Genomic DNA, 17,853 nt, shown 5'->3' with positions numbered 1-17,853 from the left:
GGAGGACCGACCATGCCCCGCACCACACGCATCCTGGCGTCGCTCGGCGCGATCGCCGCCGCCGCGACCATCGCCCAAGCCGCCGGCCTGCCGCTCGACATCCAGGCGGTGAACACCGACGCCCTGCCCGATATCGGCGAGGAGTGGCTGACCGAGAACCCCTATCGCGAGCAGGGCGAGGAGGTCTGGGCCAAGGCGATCGAGATCGGTGCCTCGGGCTACAACCAGAACTGCGCCCGCTGCCACGGCCTCGGCGCGGTGTCCGGCGGCCTCGCCCCTGACCTGCGCTTTCTCGAGGCCGAGGAATACGGCGACGAGTGGTACATGGAGCGGTTCCGCCACGGCTTCACCCAGAACGGCGTCACCCGGATGCCCGCCTTCGGCGATCTTCTGGGCCAGAAGGCGGCCTGGGCGATCCGCACCTATCTCGAGACCCGCCCCGACGAGGACGCGGTGAGCGCCAAATCCGCCGAGCTCAAGGCGCTGCGCGACACGCTCGCGGCGGGCGGCGAGGTCGACGCCGAGGCGGTCAAGGCCGAGCTTTCCGGCATCGCCGAGGAGATAGAGACCCTGTCGGGCGCGCCGGTGGCCGATTCGATCGCCTACCGCGCCGCCGCCCAGATCGACGGCACGCCCGCAAGCTTCAACAAGGCCGCGGAGACGCTGACCGTGGGCCTGTCGGCCGCGCAGTGACGCGCCGCGCGGGCCTTACGCTGGCGCTCGGCCTCGCCCTCTCCTTCGCGGGGGGCGGGGCCTTCGCGCGTTGCGAGGATTGGGTGCCGCAGCCCAAGCCCCAGAACGCCGATCGCGACTATGTCGGCCAGACGCTGGACGAGATCCTCGATCGCGGCTTCGTCGAGTTCGCGGTCTACGAGGATTTCCCGCCCTGGTCCCATCGGGCCGGCGGCGCGGCCATCGGCATCGACGTGGAGATTGGCCGGCTGATCGCCGAGGAGATGGGCGTCGCGCCGCGCTTCCGGCTGGTCGCCGCGGGCGAGGACCTGGCCGCCGATCTGCGCAACTGGGTCTGGAAGGGGCCGGTGGTCGGCGGATCGGTCGCCAACGTCATGCTGCACATCCCCTATGACAGCGCCTTCACCTGCCGGGTCGAGCAGGTGATGTTCACCGGCCTCTACGGGGTCGAGACCTTGGCAGTGGCCTATGATGCGGGCGTGTTCGGCACCGAGGGCCCCGGTCCGGCGATGTTCCGGATGCACCGGGTCGGGGTCGAGAACGACTCGATCTCGGATTTCTACCTCTCGGCGATGGCGGGCGGGCAGCTGGGGCCGAACATCTCGCGCTATCCGACCACCGAAGCCGCGATGGCGGCGCTGGCCATGGGCGAGGTGACGGCGGTGATGGGGCCGCGTGCGCAGCTCGAGGCCGAACTCGGCCGGGCGCTGGTCCATGTTCCACCTTTCCCGGGGCTGATGAAGCCCGACTGGGCGCTGGGCCTCGCGGTGCATCACAGCCACCGCGACCTCGGCTACATGATCGAGGGCATCGTCGCCGAGGCGGTAGCCGACGGCCGGATCGCGGCGATCTTCGAGGATCACGGCCTGAGCTGGACCGCGCCGGAATGGTGAGGCGCTAGAGCGTCGTCAGATCGCCCGCGGCATCGACCAGCCGCACGCGCCTCAGCCCCGCGACGCGCAGCGCCGCGATCTCGTCGCGCTCCATCAGGCAGAAGGCGGTCGACAGCGCATCGGCCAGCGCAGCGCTGTCGGCCTCGACGCTGACGCTCGACCAGGCGGGCGGCACCGCGCCGCCGCTTCTGGGATCGAGGATGTGGCTCGCGCCGCCGGGCAGGAACAGCGCGCCGGGACTCGAGGTCGCGATCGCGCCGCCGGTGAGGGTCGCCTGCCCCAGCAGACCCCGCGCGTGGTCCTCGATGCCGATCCGCCACGGCCCGCCCAGCGCCCGCATCTCGCCGATATTGACCAGCGCCCGTTCGAAGCCGCGCGTCGCCAGCCCCTCGGCCACGCGGTCGCTGGCATAGCCCTGGGCGATGCCGTTGAAGGTCAGCGCCTGCCCCGGCCCGAGCCGGAGGCCCGCGCCGCGCGCGACGCGCTCCCAGCCTATGCGCGCGGCGGCGGCGGGAACGTCGCCCTGCTCGGCCAGCGCCCGCCAGAGCGGCTGCACGGTCGGATCGAAGCGCCCGCCGGTGGCGGCATGGGCGGCCGCGCACAGATCGATCACCGCCATGAATTCGGGCGCCGGCGCGTCGAACCGGCCGGTGGCGTTGAGCCGGGAAAGCGCGCTGTCCGGGCGATGCAGGCTGAACAGCGCCTCCATACGCTCTAGGGTGGCCCGGGCCTCGGCCAGCGCGGCCTCGACCTCCCGGCGCGGCCCCGAAAGCGTGATCGCCGCCTCGGCGCCGAGCGCGGTGCCGCGCCAGCCCTCGGCATGGACCGCGCCCGGCGCGGCGAGGGTGGCGGCGGCGATGGCGAGGAAACGGCGACGGGTCTGCATGGCGGCTCTCATTCGGCGGCGACGGGACGGGGCGGCGGGCGGCCGGGGCGGCGGGCGTCGAGCACCAGCGGCACGCAGCGCGCCGGGTCGTCATGGATCGACACGCAGTCGAGGCAGCCGAAGCATTCGGAATAGTCGATTCCGCCGGTCTTCTCGATGGCTCCATAGGCGCATTTGACCCGGCAGAGCTGGCAAGGCGAGCCGCAGGTCTCGCGCCGGGCGATCCAGTCGCGCCCGCGCAGGAGCCCGCCGATCGCCATCACCGCGCCCAGCGGGCAGAGATAGCGGCAGAACCCCTTGAACAGCACCAGCCCGAGCAGCAGCCAGAAGGCGGCATAGGCGACATAGTACCATTCGCGGACGAAGAAGGTGGTGATCGCGGTCTTGAACGGCTCGATCTCGGCGGCGGTGTCGACATGCTCGGGCGCGAGAATGGCGATCAGCACCAGCCCGGCCAGCGCCAAGTATTTCAGAAGCTTGAGCCGCGCGTCCCAAGCCGCCGAGGGCCGGATCTGCGGCAGGCGCAGCAGCCGGCCCGCGTGATGGGCGAATTCCTGCAGTGCGCCGAAGGGGCACAGCCAGCCGCAGAACAGCGCCCGGCCCCACAGCACGAAGCCGAGGATCGCGGCGCCCCAGACCGCGAGGCCGAACGGGTCGTAGAGCAGGAAGGCGAAGCTGCGTCCCTCGATCGCGGTGCGGATCCCGCCCAGCACCGTGACCACCGACAGCTGCCCCTGTCCCCACCAGCCCACGAAACCTGTGGTCACCGTCAGCGCCCCGAGCCGCAGCGGCGTCAGCGTCCCCGGCGCGGCGGCGCGGCGCAGACCCGGCCCGAGGGCCGCGAGGAGCGCCGCGAGGAACACCGCCAGCAGTCCGAGATCCCCGGCCCGCGCCGCCAGCGCCGCCATGGCCGGCGTCTGCGGGGTGACAACTTCGGGTCGCTCGAAGAACCGCTCGGGCGTGACATGCGGCAGCTCGAACACGGTGGCGCCGATCTCGGGCATCAGCATGCCGTGTTCGCGGGTGGCGCGCACGTCCAGCACCCACTCCGCCGCCGGGTCGAAGCCCAGCCGCCGGTCGGCGCGCAGGATCATCGCCGTGCCCTCCGGCGCGCCGGGCGCGGTCTCGACGAAGATGTCGGCGTCGCGCAGCGCGACCGGCAGACCGCCCTGCCGGGCCGAGACCAGTTCGGGAGCGGTGTTGCGCACGAAGTCCGGCCCGACCAGACCGTGCCGCCCGGCCTCGATCAGCAGCAGGGGCTCGTCATGCGGGGCGATTTCGCGCAGGCGGTCAAGCTCCTTGAGCGTGGCGGGCGCCAGCGCCGCGCGGGCGATGGCGGGCGGGCCGAGATCGACCAGCCACAGATCGAGGAACATCGCCTCGGGTTCGGCGCGGGCCTGCGGATCGTCATGGCTCCAGATCGTGCCTTCGAAGCGGGCATCCACTTCGGCATTGGTGACGGCAAGGCGGGCCGCCAGCCCCTGCGCCGCCAGCGCCGCCCAGTCCAGCGGCTCGTCGTGGTCGAGGTCGGGCCGGGCGGGCGGGGCAGTGTCGATGCCGCGCATCCGCTCGCGCGCCACCTTGAGCGCGGCGGCGAGGATGGTTTCATGCGCGATCCGCACGCTGGCCGTGGCCTTGCTCACCCCGTCGAGATGCACCAGCGCCGAGCCGGTCTCGCCCGCCCCGTAAGGGGTGCCGACCACCATGTTGTCGTCGATCGACAGCCCGCGATACTGTTCGAGAAACGCCCGGAACGGCGCCTCGCCCAGCCCGGAGACGAAGATCGGCTCGTTGTGCGTCAGGAGCTTCGCGTCGATGAAGCCGCCGGAGGGGTCGAGCGTCACCAGCATGTCGATCGGCGCGCCGGAAAACCCCGGCAGCGGCGCCAGAGGTGCGGTGCGGAAGGCGTAGCCCGCCGCCGCGCCGCCCGAGTTCGAAAGCCGCCAGACCCCCTCGCCCAGTTCTCCGCCCAGCGCATAGGGCGGCACTATCAACGCCTCGATCTCCTCCCGCGCGGGCGCTTCGGCCCGCGCCGGGGCGAACGGCAGGCAGGCGACGAGTGCGGCAAGAAGCAGGGCGCGGTGGCAAGACATGGCGAAAGGCTAGGCGCGCGCATGGGGGCGCGGGAATCCGACCTTGGTCGCGGAGCGCGCGGCATGGGACTTTTGGCCAATGGGGCGGCCGGGCAGGGGCTGGTAGTGTGGACGGGGACGCAATGCACGGGGTGCGATCATGGCCGGGACGCAACAGGAGAACGGGGCCTTCGGGCGGGCGCTGGTGATCGACGACCACCCACTGTTCTGCGACGCGCTGGGGCTGACACTGAGGAATTTCGTGGGCATCGCGCAGATCGACACCGCCGACCGGCTGCAGTCGGCGCTCGACCGGCTGGGGGCGGGCGAGGCCTGGGACGTGATCCTGCTCGATCTGCATTTGCCCGACGTGTCCGGCCTCGACGGGCTGGTGCGGCTGCGCCGGGTCGCGGGCGCGGCGCCGATCGTGGTGGTCTCGTCGATGGCGGACCGACAGGTGGTCGCGGCGGCGGTGCGCGCTGGCGCGCGCGGATTTGTGCCCAAGCACAGCGAGCGCGAGGTGTTCCTGACCGCCTTCCGGGTGATCGCGGCGGGCGGGCTCTACCTGCCCGACGGCATGGACCTTCCCGACGCGCCGGGACGCGGCACCGAGGAGGCGATCGACCGGCTGGCGCAGCTCACCCCGCAGCAGGCGACGATCCTGCACAAGATCTGCTGCGGGGCGATGAACAAGCAGATCGCCTACGACCTGTCGATCGCCGAGACCACGGTCAAGGCGCATGTCACCTCGATCATGCGCAAGCTCGGGGTGCAGACCCGCACCCAGGCGGTGCTGCTGGCCAAGGAGGCCAGCTTCGGAAACATGTTGCCCGAGCCGCCCGCCGGGCGGTAGCCTGCGCGCGGGGAGGAGATCGCGATGCAGGCTGTCGCAGACGCGCCGGAGGGGGCGCGGCTCGGGGCGGGTCGGGTGCTGCGCAGCGCCAGCGTCTCGGCCTTCGAGGCCGATCCGGCGGCCGCGCTGATGCGCGTGCTGGGGCCCGGTCCCTTCGCGCTGGTGCTGATTTTCGCCGCGCCGCGCGCGCCGATGGCGGCGCTGGCCGCCGCCGCCGCCGCCTGGCCCGGCGCGCGAGCGGTGATCGGCTGCACCACCGCGGGCGAGATCACCGGCGCGGGCTATGCCGAGGACGAGATCGTCGGCATCGGCCTGCCGGCCGAGCTGTTCGAGGCCGAGGTGATGGCGATCCCGGATCTCGACCGGGTCGGCGCGCCCGAGATGCTGCGCCAGCTGGCCGAGACCCGCGCCCGGGTCGAGGGCCGCCGCCCGAACTGGACCTCGGAATTCGCGATGCTGCTGGTCGACGGGCTGTCGCGGCGCGAGGACGCGCTCGCCGCCGCGCTCTCGGCCGGGATCGGCCGGGTGCCGCTGTTCGGCGGCTCGGCCGGCGACGGCGAGGATTTCGGCGAGACCCGGGTGCTGATCGACGGCGCCTGGCACCGGGGCGCGGCGGTGCTCGCCTTCGTGCGCACCGCCTGCCGGGCGGCGGTGTTCAACCTCGACCATTTCGACCCCACCGAGGAGCGGATGATCGTCACCCAGGCCGACCCCGAGGCGCGGCTGGTGCGGCGGCTCAACGGCGAGCCGGCGGCGCGCGAATACGCCCGCGTGCTGGGGCTCGACCGCAGCCAGCTGTCGGCCTTCACCTTCGCGGCGCACCCCCTGGTGGTGCGGATCGGCGGGCGCCACCACGTCCGGGCGATCCAGAGGGTCACCGAGGCGGGCGAGCTGGTGTTCTACGCCGCGATCGACGAGGGGATGGTGCTGTCGCTGGCCGAGCCGCGCGACATCGCGCAGCATCTCGACGCGTCCTTCGAGGCGATGGCCCGCGAGGACGGCCCGCCCGACGCGATCCTGGCCTTCGACTGCATCCTGCGCCGGCTCGAGGCCACCGAGAAGCAGATGGGCGGGCGGATGAGCGCGGTGCTGCGCAAGCATGGGATCGTCGGCTTCTCGACCTATGGCGAACAGCTCAACGGGCTGCACGTCAACCAGACCATGACCGGCGTGGCGCTGCGCCGGCCGTGAGCATCCCGCACGCCTATCTCGACCCCGAGGACGGTCTCGAACGGCAGAACCAGAAGCTGATCGAGATCGTCGACGCGCTGGTGCGGCAGGTCGAGCGCGGCGGCACCGGCTCGGGCGAGGCCTATGCCCAGTTCCGCCGCGCGGCGCTTCTGGAGGAGCAGGTCCAGGCCCGCACCGCCGAGCTCGAGGACGCGCTGGGGATGCTCAACCGTTCCAACGCCCGGCTGGCGCAGGCGATGCGCGACACCGAGGCCGCGCGGCGCGACTTGTCCACCGCGATCGAGACGGTGCAGGAGGGCTTCGCCATGTTCGACCCCGACGGGGTCATGGTGATGTGCAACTCGCGCTTCGGGATGCACATGGACGATCTGCGCGATCAGCTGGTGCCGGGGCTGCGCTTCGTGGATTACATCGACAGCGTCGCCGGTTCGCGGGCGCTGTCGCTGCCACCGGGCGAGACGCCCGAGATCTGGCGCACGCGGCGGCTGGCGCGGCATGACGACCGCCACGCGATCTTCAACGTCTCGCTCGCCGGGGATCATTGGGTGCAGATCAGCCAGCACCGCACCCCGGGCGGCGGCACTGTGATCCTGCAGACCGACGTCACCGACATGATCCGCGCCGAGCGCCAGGCGCGCGAGCGGATGCTCGACGACCAGTCGCGGATGGCGCGCGCCACGCTCGACCACATCAAGCAGGGAATCTGCATCTTCGACGGCCGGATCCGGCTCGCAGGGTGGAACGACGGCCTGACCCAGCTGATGGGCGTTCCGACGCCGCGGCTCAGGCGCGGGCTGCAGTTCCCGGCGCTGTGGCGAATGATCGCGCAGGATTTCGGCTTTGACGGCGAGATGTCCCGCGACCGCCTCGCCGCCTGGGTCGAGACCCCGCTGGCGCGCCAGCCGCTGCGCTTCACCATGCGCAGCGAGGACCGGCGCTTTATCGACGCCTCGGCCCAGCAGATGCCGGATGGCGGCTTCGTGTTCTCCTTCACCGACATCACCGCCGAGCGGCGCGCGATCCACGACCTCGCCCGCACCAACGAGGCGCTGGAGGAACGTGTGCGGGGCCGGACGCTCGAGCTCGAGGACGCGCTGGAGCGGGCCGAGAGGGCCAATGCCAGCCGCTCGCGCTTCGTCGCCGCAACCAGCCACGACCTGCTGCAGCCGCTTTCGGCGGCCAACCTGTTCTTGTCGGCGCTGCGCCAGGACGACCCCGCCAACCGCGAAGTGTTGGGCAAGGCGCATGACGCGCTGCACAGCGTCGAGGCGATCCTGCACGCGCTGCTCGACATCTCCAAGCTCGAACTGGGCCACGCCTCAATGGATGTGGGTCCGGTGGCGCTCGGCCCGGTGCTGGCGCAGCTGCGCGACCAGTTCGCGCTACAGGCCGCGGCCAAGGGGATCGAGCTGCGCATTCTGCCCTGCGCCCTCAGCGTCACCAGCGACCGGACCTATCTCAAGCGGGTGCTGCAGAACCTGATCGGCAACGCGGTCCGCTATACCGAGACCGGACGGGTTCTGGTCGGCGCGCGGCGGCGCGGCGGCGCGGCGGCGATCGAGGTCTGGGACACCGGCCCCGGCATCCCGGAGGAGGATTTCCAGACCATCTTCCGCGAATTCGCGCGGCTCAACGCCCGCGCCTCGGCCTCGGAAGGGATGGGGCTGGGCCTCGCCATCGTCGAGCGCGCCTGCGCGATCCTCGGCCACCCGCTCGACGTGATCTCGGAGCCGGGCCGCTTCACCCGGTTCAGCGTCACGGTGCCGGTGACCCAGGCGGTGGCCGAGGCCGCCTCGGACGGGCCTGCCGCCGTCGCGCACGAGGATGGCTGCGACCGGGTCGTGCTGCTGGTCGAGAACGACGCCGAGCTGCGCCGCGCCATGTGCCATCTGCTCGAGCGCTGGGGCGTGACCGTGCTCGATGTCGAGAGCGGCGAGGCGGCGATCGAGCTGATCGGCGAGACCGGGGCCGAGCCGGACCTGCTGCTGGTCGACCAGCAGCTCGGGGACGGCATGACCGGCCTCGACACCATCGCCGCGCTCCGCGGCCTGCTGCCGGGGCGCCCGACCCGTCTGGTCACCGCCGACCGCTCGCCCGAGCTGCGCGAGGCCGCACGGCGGGCGGGGGTGACGATCCTGCCCAAGCCGGTCGGCGCCGAGGCGCTGCGGGCGGTGCTGGGCCTCGACTCCTGACCCGCGACCATGGTCTTACGACCATGGCCGCATTTCCGCCCCCGCCCGGTTTAGGCATCCTCTTCCCAGACGCGCAGACCGCGACATCGCGACGGCCCGCGTCAACTCAGGGAGGACGACATGAACATCCAGACCCAGGACGGCCAGAGCCGTTCGATGAGCGCCGCGCTCGACACCAGCCATCTCGGCGTGCCGTTCCCGTTCAAGGCGCGCTACGGCAACTACATCGGCGGCGAGTTTGTCGAGCCGCGCGCGGGCCGCTATTTCGAGAACCCGACCCCGATCACCGGCGAGATCGTCTGCGAGATCGCCCGCTCCGACGCCTCCGACGTCGAGGCCGCGCTCGATGCCGCCCACGCAGCTTTCCCCGCCTGGGGCAAGACCTCGCTGGCGCATCGCTCGCACATCCTCAACCGCATCGCCGACGTGATCGAGCGCAACACCAACCTGCTCGCCGCCGCCGAGACCATCGACAACGGCAAGCCGATCCGCGAATCGATCAACGCCGACATCGCGCTGGCGGTCGATCATTTCCGCTACTTCGCGGGCGTGATCCGCGCCGAGGAGGGCTCGATCGCCGAGATCGACCACCAGACCTTCGCCTACCACTTCAACGAGCCTCTGGGCGTGGTCGGCCAGATCATCCCGTGGAACTTCCCGCTCTTGATGGCAACCTGGAAGATCGCCCCGGCGCTGGCCGCCGGCAACTGCATCGTGCTGAAACCGGCCGAGCAGACCCCGGCCTCGATCATGGTGCTGATGGAGCTGATCGGCGATCTGCTGCCGGCAGGCGTTCTCAACATCGTGCAAGGCTTCGGCCTCGAGGCCGGCAAGCCGCTGGCGCAGTCGAACCGGATCGCCAAGATCGCTTTCACCGGGGAGACCACGACCGGCCGGCTGATCATGCAATACGCCTCGCAGAACCTGATCCCGGTGACGCTGGAACTCGGCGGCAAGTCGCCCAACGTCTTCTTCGAGGACGTGATGCAGGCCGATGACGCCTATTTCGACAAGTGCCTCGAAGGCTTCACCATGTTCGCGCTCAACCAGGGCGAGGTCTGCACCTGCCCGAGCCGGGCGCTGATCCAGGAATCGATCTACGACGACTTCATCGCCCGCGCGATCGAGCGGGTCGGCAAGGTGAGCCAGGGCAACCCGCTCGACATGAACACCATGATCGGCGCGCAGGCCTCGACCGAGCAGATGGAGAAGATCACCTCCTATCTCAAGCTCGGCCGCGACGAGGGCGCCGAGGCGCTGATCGGCGGCGACCGCGCGAGCCTCGGCTCGGGCCTCGAGAACGGCAACTACATCCAGCCCACCGTCTTCCGCGGCAACAACAAGATGCGGATCTTCCAGGAGGAGATCTTCGGCCCGGTGCTGTCGGTCACGACCTTCAAGGACGAGGCCGAGGCGCTGGAGATCGCCAACGACACGCTCTACGGCCTCGGCGCCGGTGTGTGGACCCGCGACGGCTCCCGCGCCTTCCGCATGGGCCGCGCGATCCAGGCTGGCCGGGTCTGGACCAACTGCTACCACCAGTATCCCGCCCACGCGGCCTTCGGCGGCTACAAGCAGTCCGGCATCGGGCGCGAGAACCACAAGATGATGCTGGATCACTACCGCCAGACCAAGAACCTGCTGGTGTCCTACGACCCGAACGCGCTGGGCTTCTTCTAAGAGGCCGCGCCTCCCCGCCCGGACCGGCGAACTCCCGCGCCGGTCCGGGCCCCATCCCCCTTCCGGAGACAGGCCCATGGCCGACACGCCCCGACCGATGGTCACCGCCACCCCGGCCGCGCTGGACCTGATCGAGGAGATCAAGGTGCGCCACGGCGCCGACCTGCTGTTCCACCAGTCGGGCGGCTGCTGCGACGGCAGCGCGCCGATGTGCTTCGCCGCCTCGGACTACATCACCGGCCCGCAGGACGTGCTGATGGGCGAGATCGGCGGCGTGCCGTTCTACATGAACCGCGACCAGTACGAGCGCTGGAAGCACACCACCCTGACCATCGATGCGATCCACGGCGTCGGCGGGATGTTCTCGCTCGACAACGGCACGGGGCGGCGCTTCCTGACCCGCTCCGAGGTCTGTCTCTAACCCCTTCCCCGAAAGGACCGATCTAATGCGCTTCACCGCGACCCTCGCCGCGGCCATAACCCTGGCCGCCCCCGCCTTCGCCGAGACCCACGAGATCAGGATGTTGAGCCGCGGCGCCGACGGCGCCATGATGGTGTTCGAGCCAGCCTATCTGGAGATCGCGCCTGGTGACAGCGTCACTTTCCTCGCCACCGAAAAGTCGCACAACACCGAGACCGTAGACGACATGCTACCCGAGGGCTTCGAGAGCTGGAAGGGCAAGCGCGATGAGGAAATCACCGTGACCTTCGACGCGCCGGGCTATTATCCCTATAAGTGCAAGCCGCACGAAGCGATGGGCATGGTCGGGCTGATCAAGGTCGGCGAGCCTGGATCGGCGCCTAAGATCGGTAAGCTGCGCGGCAAGGCCGTGCCGGTGATGAAGGAGCTGCTGGCGCGGGCAGGCTCTTGAAAAGGCGAGAAGTGAATAGCCCCATAGCTTGTAGACGCCTTCTTCAATTTTGATGCGAGGCAAGATGAGCAGCAGCAACTTTAGCGACGAGCTCAAGCGATTCGCGGTTGCGCAAATCACCGAGCGGGGCTGCTCGTTTAGGGAAGTGTCGGAGCAGCTCGGGGTCAGCCCGCATTCGCTCTGCGCCTGAAAGAAGTTCGCAATGGGCTCTTCGGGCGAGACGGAGAAGGACATGGAGATCCGGCATGTGAAGGCGGAGATGGCACGGGTTTCAGAGCGCGATATTCGGGAAAGGTCACCGCGTATTTCACTTGGGATACAAAGTGAGATACGCGTTCGTGACCAAGCATCGCGAGCGGTTCTTTGCTCGGACGATGTGCCGGCGCCTGCGCATCCAGCCAAGTAGTTTCTACGCATAGCTGAAGGCGCTGCTGTGCAGGCGGGCTCCGGAAGATCGCCGTCAGACCGGGATGCTGAGGGAGGCCTTAGTTGAAAGCGGCAAGGTCTATGGGCACCGGAAGCTACACGATAATCTTGTCGAACAAGGCTGAGAGCATCTGTTTGTACCGTGTCTCCCGCCTGACCAAGCTGGCTGAAATCAAGGCACAGATCGGCTACTAGCGCCGCCCCGGCAAGTATGGCGGCAAGCCCTCGATCATCCTCGACAGCACCCTTGATCGGCAGTTTGATGTCGAAAAGAAACGCGGGGCTATTGGTTACACCGAAGCGCGCAGTCTTCCGGCCGTACGTGTTTCATCAAATCCTGCTCTCGCAACCACTGAAATCTGACACAGATCCAAACAGGCCTCCCTCGGGAGGCTTTCTGCATTTAAGGGCCACAGGGCAGGGCACTCCGCCCCGCTCGTCTCAATGCGCTGCTCCCTAATAAAGGCCGCAAACGGCCCTCAGTCGTCGTGCGAGATGGCGCCGGGCTGCCCCGCGGCATTCACCAGACCCGACGTTCGTTCGGTGCGCAGCACTTATGGCCAGTTAGTGGCGGTGAAGCGGACGAAGCGGACCTTGATCCGGATCGTCCGACGCCGCTCACCTACAGCTGGAACAGACCCACGGCATTCACCACCTCACGCTTTGTCGCCTCTGTTCGCTCGAGGAGCTCACAATTTTATGTCGAACATCTAGTGATCAAGGATCACAAGATACTGGACTGCTTGAAAAAAAATGGGTAAACTGCAGCCCACGCGAGTGGGGAAAAAATTGCTTGATTCAGTCCAACTTACAGCATCAAGCCACGCTGATGTTTCGGTGTTTCGGCCACTCAAAGTCGGCCCTGAAGCTGTTCTGCAAGCTTCTGTAGAAAAACATATCGCGAAGTTACTCCCTCTCGGTGAATTTTCTTGGACGGGAAGCACCGTCCCGGTTGGAGCGGGGGTGCCAGATTTGCTACGAGCAAGTGTGCGGCCTGAGGCCGTAAGCATCGCTGATGCAGACAGCATATCCATTGCAATTCTCGGATACCTGCGCGCAGCTCGGCGCGCTCGCGGAGAGACAATCGCGGAACGTCTGGGTTTGAGCGAAAAGACCACGCTTAACAAACTAGATGCGCTCCAAGGACAGGGCGTAATCGAGCAAATTCAAAAGAACTTTAGCTTGGCGCAGCCATGGCAGAACATCTTGGATGATGTTTCGGCAGTCGAGGTGAAAGTTTCCGACTGGAAGAAAGCTGTTGCGCAAGCGTCACGAAATCGCATTTTCGCGCACCGGTCCTTTGTGGCTCTGCCTGAAGGTGTTGCTAAACGCGTTAAGGACGAATTAGCTTTCTCGTCATTGGGCTTGGGGCTGATTTCGATCGACGACAATGGCGTAAGTCGCGTTGTGAAGCGAGCAAGGAAGTCATCCCCTAAGGCTTGGGCATACTACTATACTGTCGCTGCGAGAGCGGCAGGAGATTTGAGGGCTTCTGATAACAGTGTTTCAAGTTAGTATAGATGACGCAAGTCAGCAGCACCCGGATTATGAGTTTGTAACCGCACTGACACCAAGCGCTCAAAAAGCGGCTTTCCACGTCAAAAGAAACGATGATGATTTTTGTTTGAAAATCATTGCTCCAACGCAGTCTCTCGAAAGAGTTCAGCGTGAAGTTTTGGCGATGCAAACCCTCAACCATCCTAACGTAGCCAGGGTGGTTGAATACGAATATAGCGCGCGCGGTGGTAAAACGCGGCACTACCTAGTGGAAGAATTTGTAGCCGGAAGCGATCTCTCACACTACTTAGCGGCTCATGGAAAGTTGAGCCTACAGCAGATCAAAGATATATTTGTTCCTCTCTGCGGCGGTCTAAATGCGCTAGCGGAAAATAATATTGTACACAGGGACCTTAAACCCAGCAATGTCAGGGTCGATAATACAGGGAAGCCTGTAATTATTGACTTTGGCCTCGCACGACTTCTGGACATGGAAAGTCTCACCGCAACCGTTGAGGGCGCGATGCTGGGTACCCCGAAATACTTTGCCCCGGAACAGCTCCGCGGTACGAAGCGTGATATCGATCCACGAACTGACCTGTATGCTCTAGGCGTCATTCTTTACGAGGCGGCAGTTGGGAAGCACCCATCCCTAACTGATAGCCCGAAGACATTTGACGAACTAGACGAAGCCATTTGTACGTCGGAGGATTTCAAATCGGACCCTGACTACTTGGGTCTTGACCCGACCCTGAAGCTTGTCCTGCAACGATTGCTGGAAAAAGAACGAGGTCGCAGACCAACTAGTGCGGCTATGGTCGGAACCATCCTAAATGGTTTGGGGGGGCAGCAATGAGGCGGGGAGCTTGGCATCAATGCGGTGCTAACAATCAGAAATTTATTCTCGAAATGCTGCAAACTGGAATGGGTGCAGGTGTAATCCTGAGCCCGAAAGACTTGGCATACGAGAAGGCACAAGAATACGCGAGCGATTATAAACGCGCTGGCGCGGATGTTCTCCTCGACCCTCAATTCTACGAACCCGACTTTGCGGATGGAAAGCTCTCCAGCTACCCAATCGCACAGTTCCGGCAGTCGATCGCATCTCTTGGAGCGCTTTCAGCTCACTCCTTTGCAAATCTTACAGCTGCTCTGCGTGATGAAAACCAAGCACTAGGCTCTAGCGCGGTTATTGCACCAGCGATACCCTACGAGGCGGCTCGGCCAGATATAGCTCAGCTGAATGCTCGTCTCTTTGCTGCTGCTAAAGCTGCGGGTGACTCGCTAGGCATTCCGACCTACGCAACTGTCGTCATGGGCGGTAGCATCACAACATCTCAAGTCGCGCAATCTATCTTATCCCAAGCGACGGCACTCAATGCCGATGGTTGGTACTACGCTATCGAATTTGACAGCGCTGAGCGGCTTCCAACGGACGTCGAAGCGGTATTCCGTTACTGTTCGGCAGGCTTAACACTCGCTTGCACGGGGAAGCCCGTCCTTCACGCATACGCGGGCCCATTGGCCGGGCTTGCTTTCGGTTCTGGCGCGAGAGCCGCGGCCATCGGCTTTTGGCAAAACCTTTGGGGTTTCACACGATCTCGCTTCCAGCCGTCGACGGGGCAAGGTGGTGGTGGCGACGCGCCGCCACGCTTCTTTTCTACTCCGCTTTGGGGCACAATTGTGTACCCAGATGAATTGCTCCAGCTGCCATCTGCGCTGCAGAACACAATTCTGGTTCACTCGCCGTACTCAGGGGCAGTGTCAACAGTGACCGCCACTGCTTGGCAGAAGTGGGATTCCTATCGGCATATGGTCCACCAGATAATTGCGTATGTGAGTCCACTTGCGGCATCGGCAGATGCACGGCAAGCGATGCAAATCGTCATATCTGATTTAGCGAGCGCCAATACCCTTCACAGCCAAGTTCACACTGCAGGTTTGATTCTTCGCGACGGAAGCAACTCATATCAGCCTTCTTGGGCTTCGGCGGGAACGAGAATGCTGGCAGATATGTCGGGCGACTATCAGTGGCTTCAGTTGCAAGGGGGGCCGTGAACAGACGGTCGATACTTCGAACGTGATTGCGCTTTAGGAAGCGACATAACAACCTGCGGCGCTGTGCGCGTTGCCGACCGGCGGACAGCTGCTGTTCCACCTCACCGCCCGCGTCTGGGAGCGCGCCTCGATCATCGTAACGACCGATCTCGACTTCGGGGAACGGCCTCAACGCCCGAATAGGCCCGCGCTAGTGGAAGTTTCGCTGTCATGCTCGTGAATGGCGGCTGTCACTATTTTAGTTCGCCCTGAGCAACTCCCAAGCGCCTGAATTTGCTCTCTGAACTTTAGGAAATGGTGGCGATGATTTGCAGGCTTTCGTAAGCTGTGTTTCGAAAGCTTGCGAATTCCGGAGCCGTGATGAAGCCTCATCCCCGCGCTGAAGAGCAGGACGACCTCCTGCGGCCCCGACTGACCGACATGATCGACATGCGCCATGAGCTGGCGACGTTGGCAGAGCTGATCGACTGGGAGTTCTTCGAGCGTGAGTGGGCCGGGTTCTTTCCATCGTCGGTCGGGCGACCAGCGACATCACCACGGTTGATCGCTGGACTCCTCTACCTCCAGCACGCCTACCGGCTCTCGGACGAAGCCGTGGTCGCACGCTGGGTGGAGAACCCGTATTACCAGCACTTCTGCGGTGAGACGTTCTTCCAGCACCGGCCGCCGATCGATCCCTCCTCGCTCACCCGCTGGCGCAAGCGCGTCGGCGAAGAAGGTGTGGAATGGCTGCTCACGAAGACCATCGAAGCAGGTCGCACCTCGGGCGCGGTGGCGGACAAGAGCCTGATGCAGGTGTCGGTCGACACCACGGTCATGGAAAAGAACATCGCGCATCCGACCGACGCCCGGCTCTACGAGACGGCGCGGCAGAAGCTGGTGGCGCTTGCGGTCGAGGCCGGGATCGAGCTGCGCCAGAGCTATGCGCGCCTGGCACCGCGCCTAACGGTCAAGGTCGGGCGCTATGCGCATGCCCGGCAGTTCAAGCGGATGCGAAAGGCGCTGCGAACGCTGCGAGGTTACACGGGGCGCGTCATGCGCGACCTGCGCCGCCAGATCGATGACATGCCGGCAGGACCGCTCCGGACGCGTGCTCTCGACATGCTGGTTCTGACCTCCCGGCTGCTGCATCAGCAGCCGCAGGACAAAGGCAAGATCTTCAGCCTGCATGAGCCGCAGGTGGACTGCATCTCGAAGGGCAAGGCGCGGCAGCGCTACGAGTTCGGCACCAAGGTCAGCGTCGCCGCCACCATCCGCGAGGGCTTCATCGTCGGTATGCGGGCGCTGCCCGGCAATCCCTATGACGGCCACACCCTCGCCGAGACTCTCGAGCAGGTCGAGGTGCTGACGGATCAGCGACCGACGCTTGCCGTCGTCGACCGGGGCTACCGTGGCCACGGCGTCGAGACCACGCGGGTGCTGATCAGCGGCACGCGCAAAGGGATGACGCCAGCACTGACCAAGCTCCTACGGCGCCGCAGTGCCATCGAGCCGGAAATCGGCCACATGAAAGCCGATGGGCGTCTGACGCGCTGTCCGCTCAAGGGAACCGCCGGCGACGCGATCTTCGCCGTCCTCTGCGCCTGCGGTCACAACATCCGCAAGATCCTCGCCCACCTCAGGGCGCTTTTGTCTCTGCTGATCGCAGCCCTTATTGGTGCGTTCGAACCGGATCCTTACCGGCCAACCGGCGCTGCCGCCGCCTGAGGTCGTTGTTCAGGGCCGACTATTTTACGCGGCTGCAATGCCGCATCGCAGCAAGTCGGCTTGCCGCCCTTCGTGCCTAACCGTCGGCTCCCTGCTGCACATGGCACGAAGGTCGCAAAAGGGCTGCTTTCGGCCTTTTGCTGCACATAGCACGAACGACCGGTCCGGGTTGTAGGCGCCACTTTTTACTGTCGAACTCGGCAAGTTCGATCGAGTGTGGGCAAATACGTGGATCTTAGTGCTGTCAGTCGAATGCGAACACTCGTGGAAGGCGTTCGATGGCGGGTTTGAGGATGCTGATAGGCAACGTATCCCCATAGCGCTCCTCGGTTTCGTCTCGTCCCGCGTGCCCGATGATATCTTTTTCGTACCCTGCCTTGAGTTCAGGATCGCGCTTGAGCTGGTTGACCACATAGTGGCGAAGAGAGTGGAAAACCTGTTCGGGCGAATTGTCGTTCTCATCGTTCCCGAGCTGTTGCGTCACGATCATTCTCCAGTTCCGGTCGAGCCGATCACCAAAGGTGCCCTTGGCATGCTTCGGCCGCATGTCAGGGAATAGCTCTGCAACTTTTGACTTTTTCCGGGCGTTCAGGTGCTCGATCAAGCCAAGCTCGATGAGGTGAGTGTGAACCGGTACCTTGCGGATCGAGGCCTCGTTCTTGAGACGGCGGAGGTGCGTAAAGCGGATATCGAAGAACCAAAGGCTATTCTCGTCCTGACGGAGATCCTCGATCGCGAGGCCCGCGATCTCCGCACGGCGGGCGCCGGTATATGCGGCAATAAGGGGAATCCAGAACAGGCCGTCCTTGATGATTTTCTCGCCAGGGCGCCCC

The 17,853-nt window shown here is 65.8% G+C and carries 14 protein-coding genes and 3 pseudogenes; 14 read left to right on the top strand and 3 right to left on the bottom strand.

Features of this window, described 5'->3' with window-relative positions:
• Positions 1–12: 12 nt before the first annotated feature.
• Together pedF and CJ301_RS16375 are read left to right on the top strand one after the other, a co-directional pair.
• Positions 13–693, top strand: coding sequence for a cytochrome c-550 PedF (gene pedF / locus CJ301_RS16380; protein ID WP_099278437.1), 681 nt, complete (start codon positions 13–15; stop codon positions 691–693).
• Complete coding sequence (locus tag CJ301_RS16375) at positions 690–1,586, top strand: substrate-binding periplasmic protein (protein WP_110522088.1); 897 nt, start codon at positions 690–692, stop codon at positions 1,584–1,586. The genes pedF and CJ301_RS16375 overlap by 4 nt, the downstream gene beginning before the upstream one ends.
• Before the next feature lie 4 nt (positions 1,587–1,590).
• Here the strand turns inward: CJ301_RS16375 and CJ301_RS16370 are convergent, their stop codons facing one another.
• Positions 1,591–2,472: an FAD:protein FMN transferase gene (locus tag CJ301_RS16370; protein ID WP_099278436.1), complete on the bottom strand. Its 882-nt coding sequence runs from the start codon at positions 2,470–2,472 to the stop codon at positions 1,591–1,593.
• An 8-nt stretch (positions 2,473–2,480) separates the two neighbouring features.
• Positions 2,481–4,565: a 4Fe-4S binding protein gene (locus CJ301_RS16365; RefSeq protein ID WP_099278435.1), complete on the bottom strand. Its 2,085-nt coding sequence runs from the start codon at positions 4,563–4,565 to the stop codon at positions 2,481–2,483.
• Positions 4,566–4,704: 139 nt separating this feature from the next.
• Here CJ301_RS16365 and CJ301_RS16360 point away from each other — a divergent pair, with 139 nt between their 5' ends.
• The 12 genes and pseudogenes from CJ301_RS16360 to CJ301_RS16320 all read left to right on the top strand — a co-directional run bounded on the left by CJ301_RS16360 (position 4,705) and on the right by CJ301_RS16320 (position 17,020).
• A complete protein-coding gene (locus CJ301_RS16360; RefSeq protein WP_099278434.1) occupies positions 4,705–5,397 on the top strand; it encodes a response regulator in 693 nt (230 codons plus the stop codon).
• A 24-nt stretch (positions 5,398–5,421) separates the two neighbouring features.
• The gene (locus CJ301_RS16355; RefSeq protein ID WP_099278433.1) at positions 5,422–6,588 is read left to right on the top strand and encodes an FIST N-terminal domain-containing protein; all 1,167 of its coding nucleotides are present in this window, start codon (positions 5,422–5,424) and stop codon (positions 6,586–6,588) included.
• A gap of 2 nt (positions 6,589–6,590) precedes the next feature.
• Entirely contained in the window at positions 6,591–8,780 is a 2,190-nt protein-coding gene (locus tag CJ301_RS16350) for a hybrid sensor histidine kinase/response regulator (protein WP_099278450.1), read from the top strand.
• Between the two features lie 156 nt (positions 8,781–8,936).
• Positions 8,937–10,460: an aldehyde dehydrogenase gene (gene adh / locus CJ301_RS16345; RefSeq protein WP_099278449.1), complete on the top strand. Its 1,524-nt coding sequence runs from the start codon at positions 8,937–8,939 to the stop codon at positions 10,458–10,460.
• Between the two features lie 76 nt (positions 10,461–10,536).
• Positions 10,537–10,881, top strand: coding sequence for a DUF779 domain-containing protein (locus CJ301_RS16340; RefSeq protein ID WP_099278432.1), 345 nt, complete (start codon positions 10,537–10,539; stop codon positions 10,879–10,881).
• A 25-nt stretch (positions 10,882–10,906) separates the two neighbouring features.
• Positions 10,907–11,332: a pseudoazurin gene (locus CJ301_RS16335; protein WP_099278431.1), complete on the top strand. Its 426-nt coding sequence runs from the start codon at positions 10,907–10,909 to the stop codon at positions 11,330–11,332.
• A gap of 64 nt (positions 11,333–11,396) precedes the next feature.
• Positions 11,397–12,028, top strand: a pseudogene (locus CJ301_RS16330) (transposase); the annotation flags it as partial.
• A 483-nt stretch (positions 12,029–12,511) separates the two neighbouring features.
• On the top strand, positions 12,512–13,273 hold the full coding sequence (locus tag CJ301_RS18870; RefSeq protein ID WP_162620586.1) for a hypothetical protein: 762 nt from the start codon (positions 12,512–12,514) through the stop codon (positions 13,271–13,273).
• Positions 13,260–14,111 carry a serine/threonine-protein kinase gene (locus CJ301_RS16325; protein WP_162620585.1) on the top strand — a complete coding sequence of 284 codons (852 nt, stop codon included), beginning with the start codon at positions 13,260–13,262 and terminating at the stop codon, positions 14,109–14,111. The genes CJ301_RS18870 and CJ301_RS16325 overlap by 14 nt, the downstream gene beginning before the upstream one ends.
• A 53-nt stretch (positions 14,112–14,164) precedes the next feature.
• Positions 14,165–15,313 (top strand): hypothetical protein, encoded by a 1,149-nt coding sequence (locus CJ301_RS18865; protein ID WP_162620584.1) that lies wholly within the window; start codon positions 14,165–14,167, stop codon positions 15,311–15,313.
• A 76-nt stretch (positions 15,314–15,389) separates the two neighbouring features.
• Positions 15,390–15,482, top strand: a pseudogene (locus CJ301_RS19160) (ATPase); the annotation flags it as partial.
• Positions 15,483–15,673: 191 nt separating this feature from the next.
• Complete coding sequence (locus tag CJ301_RS16320) at positions 15,674–17,020, top strand: IS5 family transposase (RefSeq protein ID WP_099278429.1); 1,347 nt, start codon at positions 15,674–15,676, stop codon at positions 17,018–17,020.
• 244 nt (positions 17,021–17,264) lie between these two features.
• Here the strand turns inward: CJ301_RS16320 and CJ301_RS16315 are convergent.
• Positions 17,265–17,853 (bottom strand): annotated as a pseudogene (locus CJ301_RS16315) (site-specific integrase); the annotation flags it as partial.

The sequence above is a fragment of the Limimaricola cinnabarinus genome, from assembly GCF_002723615.1.
In the GTDB taxonomy this organism is placed as follows: Bacteria; Pseudomonadota; Alphaproteobacteria; order Rhodobacterales; family Rhodobacteraceae; genus Limimaricola; species Limimaricola cinnabarinus_B.
This window is presented reverse-complemented; position numbering and strand designations above follow the sequence as displayed.